Origin of the sequence: Thermoflavimicrobium daqui, assembly GCF_003313465.1 — a bacterium.
Classification (GTDB): Bacteria; Bacillota; Bacilli; order Thermoactinomycetales; family Thermoactinomycetaceae; genus Thermoflavimicrobium; species Thermoflavimicrobium daqui.
Genome location: NZ_KZ845667.1, coordinates 117,481 through 133,586, shown reverse-complemented (window position 1 = coordinate 133,586; position 16,106 = coordinate 117,481). Strand labels below are relative to the sequence as shown.

Annotated in this window: 13 protein-coding genes and 1 pseudogene; 2 read left to right on the top strand and 12 right to left on the bottom strand. The window is 36.0% G+C overall.

The annotated features are described in order from the left end of the window. Window positions 1-208: 208 nt before the first annotated feature. The 7 genes from DL897_RS10520 to DL897_RS10490 form a co-directional block, all read right to left on the bottom strand. Entirely contained in the window at window positions 209-2,917 is a 2,709-nt protein-coding gene (locus tag DL897_RS10520; RefSeq protein ID WP_113659109.1) for a phosphoenolpyruvate synthase, read from the bottom strand. Window positions 2,918-3,370: 453 nt separating this feature from the next. After that, window positions 3,371-4,300 carry a S66 peptidase family protein gene (locus DL897_RS10515; protein WP_240627374.1) on the bottom strand — a complete coding sequence of 310 codons (930 nt, stop codon included), beginning with the start codon at window positions 4,298-4,300 and terminating at the stop codon, window positions 3,371-3,373. A gap of 162 nt (window positions 4,301-4,462) precedes the next feature. Further along, a complete protein-coding gene (locus tag DL897_RS10510) occupies window positions 4,463-5,386 on the bottom strand; it encodes a phosphotransferase family protein (protein WP_113659108.1) in 924 nt (307 codons plus the stop codon). A gap of 88 nt (window positions 5,387-5,474) precedes the next feature. Next, window positions 5,475-6,095: an NAD(P)-dependent oxidoreductase gene (locus DL897_RS10505; protein ID WP_113659107.1), complete on the bottom strand. Its 621-nt coding sequence runs from the start codon at window positions 6,093-6,095 to the stop codon at window positions 5,475-5,477. 28 nt (window positions 6,096-6,123) lie between these two features. After that, complete coding sequence (locus DL897_RS10500) at window positions 6,124-6,348, bottom strand: hypothetical protein (protein WP_145962219.1); 225 nt, start codon at window positions 6,346-6,348, stop codon at window positions 6,124-6,126. Next, on the bottom strand, window positions 6,317-6,862 hold the full coding sequence (locus DL897_RS10495) for a GrpB family protein (RefSeq protein WP_113659105.1): 546 nt from the start codon (window positions 6,860-6,862) through the stop codon (window positions 6,317-6,319). The genes DL897_RS10500 and DL897_RS10495 overlap by 32 nt, the downstream gene beginning before the upstream one ends. A gap of 79 nt (window positions 6,863-6,941) precedes the next feature. Continuing rightward, a complete protein-coding gene (locus DL897_RS10490; protein ID WP_240627372.1) occupies window positions 6,942-8,138 on the bottom strand; it encodes a M20 metallopeptidase family protein in 1,197 nt (398 codons plus the stop codon). A gap of 156 nt (window positions 8,139-8,294) precedes the next feature. On the opposite strand from DL897_RS10490, the pseudogene DL897_RS19055 reads away from it, so the two are divergent. Continuing rightward, window positions 8,295-8,450: pseudogene (locus DL897_RS19055) on the top strand (hypothetical protein); the annotation flags it as partial. Here the strand turns inward: DL897_RS19055 and DL897_RS10485 are convergent. The 3 genes from DL897_RS10485 to DL897_RS10470 form a co-directional block, all read right to left on the bottom strand. Beyond that, window positions 8,430-8,888, bottom strand: a complete 459-nt coding sequence (locus tag DL897_RS10485) for a GNAT family N-acetyltransferase (RefSeq protein WP_113659103.1) — start codon at window positions 8,886-8,888, stop codon at window positions 8,430-8,432. The pseudogene DL897_RS19055 and the gene DL897_RS10485 sit on opposite strands and share 21 nt — an antisense overlap. 115 nt (window positions 8,889-9,003) lie before the next feature. Beyond that, window positions 9,004-10,266: a GTPase HflX gene (gene hflX / locus DL897_RS10480; protein ID WP_113659102.1), complete on the bottom strand. Its 1,263-nt coding sequence runs from the start codon at window positions 10,264-10,266 to the stop codon at window positions 9,004-9,006. Window positions 10,267-10,941: 675 nt separating this feature from the next. Then, entirely contained in the window at window positions 10,942-12,948 is a 2,007-nt protein-coding gene (locus tag DL897_RS10470; protein ID WP_113659101.1) for a family 10 glycosylhydrolase, read from the bottom strand. Between the two features lie 549 nt (window positions 12,949-13,497). Here DL897_RS10470 and paiA point away from each other — a divergent pair. Then, on the top strand, window positions 13,498-14,016 hold the full coding sequence (paiA, locus tag DL897_RS10465) for a spermidine/spermine N(1)-acetyltransferase (RefSeq protein WP_113659100.1): 519 nt from the start codon (window positions 13,498-13,500) through the stop codon (window positions 14,014-14,016). Between the two features lie 114 nt (window positions 14,017-14,130). Here the strand turns inward: paiA and DL897_RS10460 are convergent, their stop codons facing one another. Both DL897_RS10460 and DL897_RS10455 read right to left on the bottom strand, forming a co-directional pair. Continuing rightward, window positions 14,131-15,567: a DUF6179 domain-containing protein gene (locus DL897_RS10460; protein WP_113659099.1), complete on the bottom strand. Its 1,437-nt coding sequence runs from the start codon at window positions 15,565-15,567 to the stop codon at window positions 14,131-14,133. Beyond that, window positions 15,567-16,037, bottom strand: coding sequence for a DUF6323 family protein (locus DL897_RS10455; RefSeq protein ID WP_113659098.1), 471 nt, complete (start codon window positions 16,035-16,037; stop codon window positions 15,567-15,569). The genes DL897_RS10460 and DL897_RS10455 overlap by 1 nt, the downstream gene beginning before the upstream one ends. Between the last annotated feature and the right edge of the window lie 69 nt (window positions 16,038-16,106).

The window sequence follows — 16,106 nt, the reverse complement described above, 5'->3', positions numbered from 1 at the left end:
CACAGATGAGTTTAGAGGATCTTTTTATATCAAATAATAGTTCGCATTTTTTTCATAAATCCCAAAACAAATCTTGTTTCGCTTATATTTTTGTAACGTTAAAATAGATGAGAAGGGATATAAGTTTCTATCCCCTTCATCTATTTTTTAGTAAGTATTCTATCAAAACTTACAAATTCACCTATATCCTTTTAGAAAATAAAACTAATCATTCCTGCTCTAAATCCAAGATCTGTACATAGCCTTTGCTTCCATCAACACGGATATATTGTCCATCTTTTAATAATTTCGTCGCATTCTCAACACCAACAACGGCAGGAATTCCATATTCCCTTGCTACGACAGAACCATGCGTCATCATTCCACCAATTTCTGTTACAAGCGCTTTAGCTGAATGAAATAAAGGGGTCCAACCAGGATCAGTATATGGCGCAACTAAAATATCACCTTTAGTTAATAGTCCATCTTCTAAACGACGTACTACTTTGACATATCCTTCTACAACACCAGCTGATACAGGAATACCGATTAAAGAACCTGGAGGAGCTTGTTCATTCTTTCTGTCAGCTGAGAATATTTCTCCATCACTTGTAATTACACGTGGGGGGTTAAGTTTTTGATACTGCGTTTCTAACTTCTTCCGGGAATTAATCAAACTTCTAACTTTTTTTAAGCGATTTTCCAATAAGGCAACGAGCTCATCTAATGTTAAATAAAAAACATCTTCTGGATGATCAATCACTCCTTTTCCATAAAGAATCTTGGCTTCTTCTAAAATTCCTTCTCTGAAAATACCAAAATATTGAATGATAATATATTTAGGGAATTCACGAATTCCTATTGTATTCCGGTAGATAGTAAAAAGTCGGGATAATTTTTTGGCTTTCTTTGAGCCATAATGTGTTGCTTTAACTCGCTCTAATAAGGATTGAATCTCTTTATTTGCTTCTTGTTGTCCTTGTTCAAATTTTTCCCGATGCTCTTTCGGAGCATTGCTTCTCATATGACTAAGAATGGATGGAATAAGCATAGTCGGCGCTTCCTTCCACCTCGTCCTCGTTATATCAATCTCTCCCTGAGCTCGCATTCCGTATTTTTCCATAAATCGATCTAATTCCGCTTTAAATACATTTCCACCTTCAATACCCTTTAATCCTTCATAAAATGTATTATCCTTAGCATGTTGCAAATATTCTACTACACGAGGGTAATCTCTTAAAATATCGGCTAGGTCACCAATCATAAGTCCCATTTCACTGGTTACATTACCTGGTGGGGACTTGTGTATCGATCCGCTTAATTCTTCACCTAACCATTTTTTTACGTTGTTCTCAATCATAGATAATGCGATAAATCCAGCCATAGAATAAGATAAGGAATCAAATAATGAGAAAAACAATTTACCTCCTGCAAACTCTTGTATTGATTTGATTCTTTCTACTCCAGAGCTCTGAATAACAGCTTGTTTACATTCGCATATATTTTTCTCATAAGAAGCATTGGTTCGCTGTATAGCTTGAAATGGATCCTCCCAGAAGATAATCTTTAATATTTTTAGACATATTTTACTCACGAACCCAAATAGTGGTTTAATTAAACGAATAATTTTTCTATTAATTCCACGCTTAGGAGCACGTTGTTTGAATTCATCTCGTAATACGGCTTTTTTAAGAGCCAGTAGATCATCTTCAGTCTCAGATAATTTACTAATCTTACGAGATTGATCCTCCATTTCAAATATCTCTTTTAATTTACGCTGTACAAATGGGGGATACATCAAATCCGAACAATCTACGAACAGTCTGCCTCCTGCTTCCACAAAGCTTCGACTTTCATCTCGTATCGAATCCTTATCATATGGAAAAAGAGTTCTTAGTATTGATATCCCAAGAGGCTTAATATAATCTGTCATCATTTGTTTATGACCAAAAGAAAGATATATCCGATAATTATTATCGATTGCCTTTGGAACTGGATATAATGAAGTGATAGGGCGACTTTGTACAATATAAATCTGATCTTCTGCTATACACCATTCAATATCCTGCTCCGAACCATAATGTTTTTCGATTTTGCGACCGAGTGCAGCAAGCTCTATGATCTTCTGATCAGATAATGTTTGTTTACTTTGGATTTCTGGTGGTAGCTCTTTGACTTCTGTTCCTCCTTGAGGAAGTGCAAATACTCCTTTTTCTTTCTTGGCAATTTGCTTTAGAATGATCTGATTATCGCGTACTTGATATAAATCTGCTGTCACCATTCCAGATACAAGTGCCTCGCCTAATCCAAATCCAGCATCAATCGAAACAATACGTCTATTTCCGTTTATGGGGTCTGCTGTGAACATAATTCCAGATACATCAGGAAATACCATCTTTTGAACTACTACGGATAAGAATACCGAACGATGATCAAATCCATTTTTGATTCGATAAACAATCGCTCGATCTGTAAATAAAGAAGCCCAGCATTTTTTAACTGCTGCAATCAGCTGATCGGCTCCTTTTACATTTAGATATGTTTCTTGTTGACCAGCAAATGAAGCTGTTGGTAAATCCTCAGCTGTTGCACTTGAACGAACAGCATAGGCATGTGATTGTCCTAACTGAGTCCATTCATTGATAATAGCTGATTGAATTTGTTCGGAAAGCCTAAGTGTAAGCAGATGATCCCGTATTCTTTGTCCTAACTTACGGATTTCATCAAGTTGCTCCGATTTTAACTGATGAAGTAAGTCTAGCCATTTATCCATCTCATTACTTGATTCGATGAAATGACGGTAAGCTGAAGTTGTAACACAAAAACCACTAGGAACAGGAAATCCTGCGCGAGTCATCTCTCCTAGGTTAGCTCCCTTTCCACCTACTATGGGTAAACTTTGCCTATCGATCTCACTAAAATGAACAACATATTTCATAACCTTTCACTTCCCTTTTTTATCAAGTATGAGGTTGGATGCATAAACGTATGTTCTGTAATGGCAAATAATGAATTTAGATTTTTCCTGTTCTTTTGTCATATTATAAACCTCATTGACCTAGTGGTCAATATAGTTTGATAAAGGATACTATCTATTTTCATAAGATGAAGACGGTTTAAGTAAGTCAAGGAGCTTATTTTAGAATGGGAATTAAACGGTTCCTACCTTTTTGATCACTTTAATTGGGCTTTATATCTGGTTATCCATCTTCTGAGTAACTCAAACACTGTAATCCCATGAAATCTTCTCCTTTTAAAATCCTTTTATGTATAAACAACCTAAGCATAGCAGGAAATTAATCCTAAGCTATACCTAGACTGTGAGATCTGATATTCAGGTTATTTAATTGTGAGGTATGGTTGAGAGGGAAGCTACTGGACAGGAGGAAATTTATATAATCCCCCTCTCTAAAAATGCTAGTATCCTTTTGGTCGCATCCAGTTGAACTTGAACTCCTATGGGTACGGTAAGATTAGGCTGACAATGTCCTATCTGGAGACCATAAAAGCAAGGAATGCCGAGGGGGTGTAAAATATCTGTTAAAACTTGCTTGATAGTAAAGTTAGGCTTATTGGTATTTTTAATCATTTCACTCATATTAGTTACTACAATCCCGTTGGCTGATTCTAATTTTCCCGCCAGTCTTAATTGAGTGAGCATCCGATCTACCGAATAAGTCTCTTCTCCCACATCTTCGATAAATAAGATCTTATCCTCTGTATCGATTTCATAAGGCGTACCTAATGTAGAAACCAAAAGTGAAAGATTTCCTCCTACTATTTCTCCTTCAGCTATACCTGGAACGATCGTATAAGCATCTTTTGTATCAGAAAAATAAGGTTCTACTGTAATGGGATTGGTAAGATGTCGAAAAAGTGTTGACCATGATGGTGGATCTTTCTTATTTGCTAGCTCTGCAATCATCGGTCCGTGAAATGTGACAAGACCCGTACATTGATGAATAGCTGTAAGTAATCCCGTAATATCACTATACCCAACAAAAATTTTGGGATTTTCCCGGATTAAGTCATAATCGATTAAATCGAGAATTCGTGGAGTTCCATATCCACCTCTCAAACAAAAAATGGCTGTAATTTCAGGATCAGAAAACATATCGTGAATATCTTGTACACGACACCAATCACTTCCTGATAAGTAACCAAATTCTTGCCCTACAGTTTTGCCAAGCCTGACTTCATAACCAAATCGCTGAAAAATGGCAATAGACTGGTTGATTGCTTCATGTGGTGTTGGACTTGCGGGTGCTATTATTCCTACCGTATCTCCTAGTTTCAATCCTCTCGGCTTTATGATCTTCAATATATACACCCCGTATCTATATTAATAAATGGTTCTCATCTAAGTATATTCATGAGAACTCTCCATGTAGATTTCCTTAGATGTTAAGTTTTGTTTTACGTTTTTATCATAAGTAAAAAGCCACTTCCATGAAGGCAAGTAGCTTTGAAATATCATAATAGCCTAACTAGATAACTTTTCAAATGCCTGATTTACGAAAAATTTATGTTTTTCTCGCATGGTTCTTTCCGTTTTTTCGTCCAATCCCCATTCAGAAATTTTAGAAGCCGGACGTAAAGCAGCACATAGGTCCCAGTAAGGGAGATTGGTAAAGTCTATTGTTTTCATTATCGATTTATACTTATATGTAAAGTCATTCATAGCATCAACACCAAATGCCCATAAGATTTCCAGTCTACTATTAGCAACATCGGCTAATGGATCTCCGAATGCTGCGTCCTCCCAGTCGATGATCCCGACAATTTGACCATCTTTCCATAAGATATTGCCAGGCCAAAAATCTCCGTGAAGCAGTACAGATTGATTTAGTTGAGGTGGTGGCCAAACCGATTCCAATGCATCTCGGATGAGCCCTTCATTTAACGATTCATCAAGAATACTAGGACGTTCGCTTAGTTTTTTGGCGTATATTTTTTCTTGTTTTGGTAGAAAGGATAAATCAAGACTTGAGCTATCTAAATGATGAATTTGAGCTAAATTTGACGCTAGCTGGGAGATAAAATAAGTCAAATTAGAAGGTGTAAGCTCTGTCCGACCTTCAATAAATTCAATCACGATGTATGGTGTAGAGAAAATGTCTTTCGATTGGTCAAGATAATAAGGAGTTGGTATAGGAAGACCCTCATGCTGCAGTATTTGCAAGAGTTTGAACTCATCTGCTGCCACGTACGGATTTTGTTTAAGATCTACAGTACCATGCTGACGTACAATCAACTTCTTCATTTGACCATTCGGATATTCAACCTCTAGTGCTGTTACTTGCGCTGAGACCCCTCCATTTAACTTCCATGCACGGCGTAACTTGTATTGTGGGTTAATCCGTTGAACCAATTGTTCAAATGGTTTATTTTCTCTTAGCTGGGTCATATAGACAGTTACCCTCTCTATCCTTTTTATTTAAAGAGTATACACATACCTGTACTAGCTCTTTACCCATAGTAAAAACTTCTAACCATCAGTATGCAATCCCTACTCTTACGCCAACATATTGATCGCTGGTTATTTGTTGATACATAAATGAGGCCGTATCTGAGACGGATATACTTGCTCCTCCTTCAGGTAGAAAGTTTCGCTCAACTCGATAATGACCCATCTCTTCTCCATCGGGTAGATAGGTAGGACATATGATCGTCCAGTCTAGATTCGACTGAGCTAACTTAATAAAAACTTGATGATGTTCCCCAGCTGCCCGTGTTAATTTTCGCTTCGATTCACTTGATTGATAACGGAGTAGATTGGGTTCGCTCCGACTTTGCAAAATGCCAGCTGTCCCTATTGTAATAATCCGTTTTACTTTTTCTTCCTCCATCGCTTCGATAATGAAAGGGATACTATCAGATAATGTTGTCGTTCCATCTGTACTAAGTGCACTTAACACGACATCTTTTCCCTTCATTACGGCTTTTAGGTCGTTTTTGTTTCTGACATTCCCTTGATATACCGTAAGATTTGAATCATTGATATTTAAACGATCTGGGTTGCGAACCAAAACAGTTACTTGATGTCCATCTTGTAAAGCTTTTCGTAATACTAGGTTACCAACTCGCCCTGTTGCCCCTAATAATAACAAATGCATGGGTATCTTCCTTTCAACTATTAAATCCTTAGTTAATACAAGTCATTATACTACTAGCACCAACTAATTCAATCTGAGGAGTACCACTTCCATTCGTTTTTAATTTCTTCTCACATTGGTTTGGCATTATCAATGGGATTGTCTCTTCTACTTTATGCTTGCTTTTCTCTAGTCGTAATAAATAGAATATAACCCATATCCGTAGAATACGGGTTAATAGACTAAGCATCCGTATCCTTTGGTTTCCATCCAATTTCACGGCTCCATAAGTCAGCTTTTTGCAATATAGTCCAAATAAATGGTGCCTTGGATTCTGTATATTTTGGACGATCATACATATAAAGTTTGGCTAGCTGATATTTTAATTCTGCGTATGCTTTGCAATCTTTAGGATGGTTGCGCAAATAGTCTCGGAACAATAATGTTAGCTGTTGAGACCAACTGCCTTCTTGCCTAACATGAATATGAGTTCTTCTGTTTCCTAATGGCTCTCTAAAAAAACATTTGGAACGATCTGGATTATGCTGGCGGAATCTAAAGCCCTCTTTTTCAAGAGGATCTATCAATTCATGAGGATGATCTAAAGAAGGCACGGAGATTTGAATGTCAATGATTGGCTTAGCATCTAAACCGGGTATCGATGTCGAGCCAATATGATCAATCCTTACTGCTCTATCTCCTAAAATCGTTCGAAGCTGATGTGCAGTTTCATGAAATAATTTAATCCACTGAGGGTCATACGGAACAACAATGACGGGGTCAGACAAACTACCTCACTCCAATCAACTTAATATCCCAAAAAAGCACGAATCGTTTCCGTACACAAAATAAATGAAATATCTATAACTATTGAATCGACACACCTAAAAATCGAAGAGCATTAGCTACCTGCATCGCTGTGCCAATTTTAAGACATTTTTCATCCAGATTAAATCGTGGATGATGTAAGTCATAGACACATCCCATCTCTTCATTTCTGCAACCTATGCGATAAAAAGCACCAGGGACATCTTTTAGAAAGAAAGCAAAATCTTCGACTCCTAAACTAGGCAACTCTTCCACTTGCACTTGATGCTCTCCAAGTAGAAATTGACCTGTTTGTTTTACCAAGTCAACCATATCCTTATCATTATGTAAAGAGCAGTATCCTTCCACGACTCGGAGATTAGATTCCCCTCCCATGCTACGTGCTACCAAAGATACCATTTCTTCAATACGTTGAAGCACTGTTTTTCGAATCTGTTGATTCAGAGTACGTACAGTTCCTGTTAATTCTACTTTATTCGCAATAATATTTGCTTGTGTCCCTCCTTGGATAACACCGATCGACAGAACAGCAGATTGCCTGGGGTCCACATTACGACTAACGATGGTTTGTAAAGATTGAATCACCTGTGCTGCAATCACAATCGCATCTTTTCCTGTATGTGGATAGGCACCATGGCCATTTTCTCCAACGATTTGGATATGGATCGTATCTGAAGAAGCATACATTTGTCCGTATTTCACAGCAATTTGCCCTACAGGAATATGAGGGGCTACATGGACTCCAAAGATGGCATCTACTTTTGGATTTTCTAAAACACCTTCTTCTATCATCGGTTTTGCCCCCCCAACTGTTTCTTCTGCCGGTTGAAAAAAGAGCTTGACATTACCGGAGAAAAAATGTCTATATTCTTGTAAGAGCTTAGCTGCTCCTAACAAGATGGTCATATGGGCATCATGTCCACAAGCGTGCATTTTACCAGGAAATTTGGACTGATAGGAAAGATCATTCTCTTCATGGATGGGTAAAGCATCCATATCAGCACGAAGAGCCACTGTTTTCCCCTCTTTGGCACCACGAATGATCCCTACCACACCTGTGTTTGCCACGCATTCGTAAGGAATATCCATCTCTTCCAACTTAGAAATAATTTTTTGTCTCGTTAAGAACTCTTCCATGCCAAACTCTGGCTCAGCATGAAAATTTCTTCGCATCTCAACCAGCCAAAGATAAATTTCCTCTACCTGTTTCCAAAGATGTTCTTTTGATAATTTCAATATGATCTCCATCCTTTCGAATCGTATCTCTATTATAATATGTTAAATAGTGAATTTTGGGAATTTGCATATGGCATCGGAGGAACTTAAATGTTAGTCACTTTCTCTACAAATAGTTGTTATATATGAAGAAAAACCTCTACCACCGTTTGGGTAGAGGTAAATAAAGTGGTTGGTGTAATGGGAGTTAAAGAGATCACTACAAATGTATTTGAAATGAAACATATTGCTACACATAGAAAAAGTCGTCAGGTAGGTATAGGAAGTAAAATGATTGATCACTTTTTGCCCTTAGTCAGAAAGATTCTGTGACAGCCGGATCATATCTTGACACCTAATTCCATTTTCGTAAATCGCATGCGGGTAATGAATAATGAAAAAATCCCTATCAACACCAACGATACGAAAACCACATTTTTGATATAGAGCTAGTTGAGCGATACTCGAATTACCAGTTCCAATCTCTATCGTTTTGTATCCCATGAATCGTGCTGTTTCAATCGCATGAAGAACTAGCTTTTTTCCAATCCCTTTTCCTTGTTCTTGCTCTAATACAGCAACGTTAACAAGTTCTACAGTTTGAGGTCGGGTATCAATTAACACATATACTCCGATGATTTGTCCGTCGCTTTCCATAACGTAACAATATCCTCGATTCATATAGCTATGAATCACTTCTAAAGAAGGATCAGCAAGTAAGAGTAAATCTAACGGTGGTTTCTCATCACTACGCAAAGCACGAATCTCCATTTGTTTTTATCACCTCTTCTGCCAGCGGTGCCACAGCTTTTACGATAAGGCCATGTCGCTTGGCTTTCTCTATTATTTGTTCATTGGATAAAGTCATTGATGCACGTCCTTTTCATTATGATTGAATGACATATTGTTGATATTTTTCAAAGTCAGCAATTTTACATTCCAATGTTAACTTTGTGCCTCGATCTTCATAATCCGTGGATAAAATATGGGCATTTTCATTGAAATAGGTAACCAACTGTCCTTGATCAAATGGGATTAACATTTCACATTGGGTAAAATCTTGGAAAATATGATTGCGAATTAGGTGGATCAGCTCATCCATTCCCATTTTTTGTTTGGCAGAAAGGTATACACTATCGCTTTGTATCTTGGGAAATTCTCCATCTACCAAATCAGCTTTATTGTAAGCATATATAGTAGGAATATGATCAGCACCTAATTCTTTTAAGGTTTCATTTGTAACCGAAATGTGTTGGTGATATTCAGGAATTGAGTAGTCAACTACATGAATGAGTAAATCCGCTTCTGCAACTTCTTCCAAGGTTGAACGAAATGCTTTAATCAGATGGTGAGGTAATTTGTTTATAAAGCCTACTGTATCTGTTAGCAAGAACGATTTATTGTCAGGCAATTTAATGTTTCTGACTGATGTTTCAAGGGTTGCAAACAACATATCTTTTTCAAAAACCCGTTTATTTATCGACTGATTAAACTTCTCCACCATTGCATTCATTAGTGTTGATTTACCTGCATTGGTATAACCCACTAAGCAGACAACGGGAACTTCATTTTTTTTGCGCTGTTTCCGTTGGATTTGACGTCGGGATACAAGAATTTCTAGTTCTTTATTTAAGGCAGTTATTCTTTCTTCAATCTTCCTACGATCCAATTCTAGCTTTTTTTCACCTGAACCTCTGTTTCTTATACCAACTCCCCCACTTTGTCTACCTAAAGATTTACGAAGACCGATTAATCTCGGAAGCATGTACTGTAATTGAGCCACATCCACTTGAAGTTGCGCTTCTTTGGTTTTAGCACGTTCAGCAAAAATGTCCAAAATTAAGATGGTTCGATCAATCACCTTACACTCTAAAGCTGCCTCAAGGTTTCGAATTTGTGAAGGCGATAACTCATCATTAAAAATAACGAGATTCGCCTCATGCTGTTCAATCAGTGCTGACAATTCTTGAATCTTACCCGTACCAATATAATGTGATGTATTTACACGATGTAGCTTTTGTGTCATGACACCAACAGTATCCACATTACATGCAGCAGCTAAATTAGCTAATTCCTCCATGGAATATTGAAAATCATGTTGATTATTAAGATTAACGCCCACTAATATTGCTTTTTGACTTCGTTCCATTTGTTTTCCTCCTTAGCAATCGTAAATAAAAAAACACAGGCTGGCTGCCTGTGGTTAGTAATCGGAGAAAGATATCATAAAAAACCGAAAGAAGTTATTTGTTTTCACGGTAAAGCAAAAACAAGAGCTTCTTTATATATACGGATTTATGGTCTTCCATATAATAAATATGAACGAACTCCGCTTCTCAATAAATGATTGATCCTTTGGCTATCGCATCAATAGAAACAGACCCAAGAATCAGCTAACAAGTCCATTTTTCGTTTGAGAAGTAGTGGTCCATATGTCATATATGCAATTCATTATTTAAGACATACAAAAAAGAGGGTAGATTTGTCATTCCCTCTTTTAGTATATGACTAAATAGGGTTTCCCTAAAATAGGTAGACCAATCCCGATTACCCTGCACACAGGCAGAGCCTTTGAGCACTATTCAATTAGCGGCACAAAGCATTCCATCGAGATTTGATGTATACCATTAGTGAAACCCTCCGTTCTTTTCATGTTGAAATTCATTATAGCACCTTGATCTAACTTTTACAACCAAAATTTAACTCGTTCAAGTATCCAAACTTAAATGGAATATGAATTCTTCGCCATATTCACCTTCAAATCTGAGTCCTTGGTCAACAAATCCAGCTTTTTTATACAGATTTCTTGCTGGGATGTCTTTATCTACTTCAAACTAATGGAACTAACTTTTCCAGCACCGATCGTAACTTGAGCGGATTTATTGTTTACTTTAATGACATAATTTCCTGGAGACAAATCAACTACTTGGAAATCTCCACTTCCATCTGTATATGTTTGACGAACTTCTGGTCCCGTAATCATGACAAGTTGATGATCGCGACCATCGGTGGTACCTGAAAGATGTCCCTTCGATGGCGATGTTTTCCATGGCAAATCAGGTGTAGGTACCTTTGTAGGGAATACGGGCTCTGGATAATTTGTATTTGGTGTACTTAATGCCTGATAGAATTCACTATTGGCCACTCCATCTTTATTGGTCTGTGCATAGCTATAAAGACTAACGCCCCCCAGTCGCTTTCCTGTTGCTAATGGGGTCTGAGCCTTTTTGATTTGAGATAGACTATCTGGAATGGAATTTAAATAGACACCAACACCAGAAAGTGTCATTCTTTTCCCTTGATTATTTTTCTGCCATGCAAGCCAGTTTTCAAAATAGCTTTTTTGCTTTGGGTCATATTCTCTAAAATAATTCATGGGAACGGCTAAATCGATTGAACCCTCTTCTAACCAACTCTGCCAATCTTGTAAGGCACTATTCATAGCGGAAGATCGATTCCAATCATCTCTTGTTTTTGGACCATCTCCCCAAGTAATAGTTGCAGTGGAAACCGTAATCGATGGTTTTACTTTTTGTATAGATGTATAAATTTTCCGAACCATATTACTTACTTGATCCCTTCTCCATTGTTTCCAAGTGGGGTCCGAAGGCTGTGGTAACCCGGTTTTGCCAAAGGCTTGGTTATAACGTTGTACACTTCTATCGTTATATCCCCAATCTTCCCCCATATAACGAATAAGATCCATTTGAATACCATCTACATCGTAATTGCGAACAACATGCAAGAGAACATCTCTAGTATAATTTACTGCATCTGGATGACCAGGGTCTACGACATAGTCTGATCCACTGAGATAACTTCCTGAATAGTTTTTACTTAACCAATTGTTAGCACTTGGTTGATTAAAACCATGTGCATTAAAAATGTGATTCGGATCTTTAGGGGCACTCGATTTATTCCAAATAGGTATCATTGAAAACATAGCATGAACTTGAATTTTGGGATTTGCTGCATGTGCTTTACTTATGATATCAGCAAGTGGATCATATCCACTTTGTAAATTAGGGTCCTCCGTTCTGGGTTCTATGGAATTAGAATAATAGGAATCACCACGACGACGAACCTGTATAAAAATAGTATTAATATTACTCATTTGTGCATCTTTAATCAATTTATCTACTTGAGAGGGAGTCTTTGCACCATCATGAAACATATCCACCCATAGCGCTCGATACTCTTTTTTCGTTTCATCTGGAACAGAGTATGTAATGGTTAATTTGGGTTTTAACTCTTCATATTTCAGATGATCCTTAGAATAAAATATCTTTGTTGCTTGCGTTTCATCTCGAAACTGGACAGCAACCCCATGATTTGATGAACCGTTATACCAACTTTTTACAAGCTCCGTAATGTAAAAACTATACCAGCCTGGTTTTTGAACTGCTTGATTTGAAATGCTATTCCCCACTGTTGGTTTATTATTCCATGATAGAGTTGAAGCGCTCCATGTGCTGTTTACAGGTCTAATGTCAATGGTTACTAGGTTTGTAGTGTCGTAATATTGATATAGATCGAGTTTGGCAGAGGTAATGACAGCATTTTTAGGAAGTGATGGTAGTTGAAATTTGAGGAAACTTCGAGTAGTACCAAAATTACTATGATTCCCTGTTACTAAATACTGACTTTGTGCATAACTGGTTGATGGATTTTGACTACTTATAAACGTATCTTCAAGTATACTAGAAGTACTAACATTTGTATTAGACAAAGACTCTCTTGCATAGCTTGTCTGATTCATGGCTCCCCAATCTAAAAAGCTAGATATGATAATCAAAAATATAATCACTATCGAAATGCCTCTAGTTTTCATATAATCCCACCTTTTATCCTACTTTTAATATTGTATAATCATCAATTTCCATTATATATTATATTTATATTATTGTGAATAATTATAAACAACTACTTTGCAATTAGACTTTGTATAATCTCTAATTAACTTTCGATGTTTGCTAAGATAATTACAGGAATAGTATATCTATTTTAATTTACAAATCTAAAGATCCATATCAAACTGGAGTGATATTTAATTCCTTATTTAGATGTTGTACAATACAGATAAATTGATCCATAAAGCATGTTGCATCATTTAATCCAAACCTAGATCATTTCTAGACGAAGTGAGACAAGAGTTACAAGAACAAATCTACTAGAAACGCTATGGACTGATTAAGGTTACTGAGTGGGGAAGCGATGAGTGGCTTTTTAAAAGCAACCTCAAATAGATTTTATTAACTTAGAGATCATAAAGTGATTTCGTATAAATGGAGATCATCTATATGAATATTTGACCCAATAGTGTATATATCGAGGTCTTCAATTCAGCCAGATGATCTATAAATAGAATGGGAGCTTATCTATGAATATTCATATTAGAAAATGTAACATTGAAGATTTATCTGCTCTACAAGAGTTAGCCTATCAGACATTCGAAGCTACTTTTAGGGATTTGACTTCACCTTCCAATATGAATGCTTATTTAAAAAAAGCTTTTAATAAGGAACAAGTAAAAAAGGAATTATTAAATCCTTCTTCTACTTTCTTTTTTTTGTATGTGAATAACCAATTAGCTGGATACATAAAAATGAATGTGAATGATGCACAAACGGATGTAGTTGATTCTAATTCGCTTGAAATTGAAAGAATATATATAAGAAAAGAATATCAAGGTATGGGTCTAGGCAAAATTCTTATAAATAAAGCCATCAAGATTGCGAAAAATACAGGTAAGACATTGGTTTGGTTAGGTGTTTGGGAGAAAAATTTAGAAGCAATAGCATTTTATAAAAAAATGGGCTTTAAAGAAAGGGGTACCCATCCATTTTATATGGGAGATGAGGAGCTTTCAGACTATATTATGATAAAAACACTTAATTAAGAAACGAGTGATTTTACTGACTTTTAGTAGTTAACATAAAAAGAACAATAAAGCCAAATCCATTCTTAAGTATGGGAAATGAATTTGGCTTAAGTTTTATTTAATAGCTTCCGTTTAATAAAATTTAATTTCTTCATAGTCTATATCATAAATATATTCTTCAATAGAAGCAATTCGATCTTTACTTAATCCTTTTATCAATTCGACATAATGGAGCTGCCATTCAATATCAGGCTCTTTCTCTGTTACAATCAAAGAAAAATCCATAGGACCATTCCGTAATTCTTCATAAAACACCATTTTTGCCAAAATAGCCAGTTCTATTTCACCAAGTGTCTCAAAAAGTACACGATATTCCTCACTAAACAAACAATTGGAATTCAACATATCTACAAAATCTTGTACTGAATGAATATTTGACTTAATGAGTTGGATTTTATCTTCTGTTTGATGACACTCCGTAATCGCTTCAACCAAAATCCGAAAGTGGTAATCACTCATACCATCTGCTTCTTTGAATAAAACCATCATTGACTTTGGCTTATCTTCTTTCTTTGTGATAATCACTGAATTCAGACTGTTATATTTTGCAGCATGGATAACCCTTTGTACAAGCTCATCTGTGCATTGGGTCATGTAATTGATCATGTTGGGATTGCTTATATTTAAATCGACTTGTAATCGATCCTTTGCTGTATAAATAGCAAAACGAATCTGAGATTCATCTAAAAGAGTAAATAGGCTTGCTAATTGGTTATATTGATTGACTGATATCTTAAGATCACTAGCATCTCCCCCAGATAAGACTGAAAAGATCGCGTTATTCAACACTAATTCGAATATATTAAATAATTCAATACGATAATCAAATCCGCATATTCTGCCAAAGTTAATTAATGTCTCTTGAAGGTCTTGTATCTTAAATAAGCGGCAAAACTCCATCTCCATTTTTAACCGTTCTAAATATTGTTTGATATAAAATACCCCTTGAATCCGCATGTCATCAATCGCCAAAGGATAATCTATACTTGCCATGGTATTATGAGCGTCAAATAAAATGTTATATTTTTTTAGAAATATAGGCAACGATTCCTCAATCGTCATATTATAGGCCTCCACTGCAACATCTAATGGATGAACTCTAATTTCTCGATATAGTTCCTTGGTTTCTTCAAAGCATTGTCTAACTACTTCAATGCCTTTGTCGTATATTTCTTGTATATGATAGGATTTTAAGTAGAAGATCGCTTTCTCAGGATCGTCTAATTGAAGCAGATAAGCGTCCAGCGCATACATCATAGAAGCTAGGATACCTTCCGCAGTTTCAAAGGAAACCGAAGAACTTTCTCCTTGGGTATACCGTCTAATCAAGTTTTTTAGAATCAGTATCAATTGACTTTGTATATCATAAACTTCTTGGATGTCTAATATCCTTGTACGTAGTCCCTCATTGATAAGGGATATAGTATATTGATATTTTGATAGATAGGACTTTTTTATTTTTCCTTGTACAACCAGTGTCTGAATGCTGCTTGGGTTCGCCAGCTCCATTAAAATTCATCCCTTTCAAATAATGACTCTTTTAATCCGACGCCTTTTCTAAAATCTTCAATAAACCCTTCAATTTTACTTTTTAGAAGTTCTAAAGAACCTCCGCAATCATAATCAAAATAATCCTTCATCATATGGATTAATTTATAATCACCAATCTGATCTTCAGTTTCATTTTTTAAGTAGTAAAATATTTCATGTAGTTCATTCAATATTGTTGCAAAATTATCATTATTGATATAAGAAGATGTACAAAAAACAGCAACTAATTCTTTAGTCATTGCAATATCTAGTTCTACTCGTCCATAACTACAAAGTGCTTGACTTCTGACAATCATCATATTTTTTACTTCTTCAGGTGTTAAAACTAAACCATGTTCTTTTGTTATTTGATTCATTTCAAGCAGTTCGTTTAGATACTTTTCTGATATGGAAGTATCTATAGACTCCAATATACGAGGTAAAAACATGAAGTACCCCTCCTATTAAGCAAAATAATAACTGTTGACATTTGTTTGTTTTTATGTTATGTTAAAGAT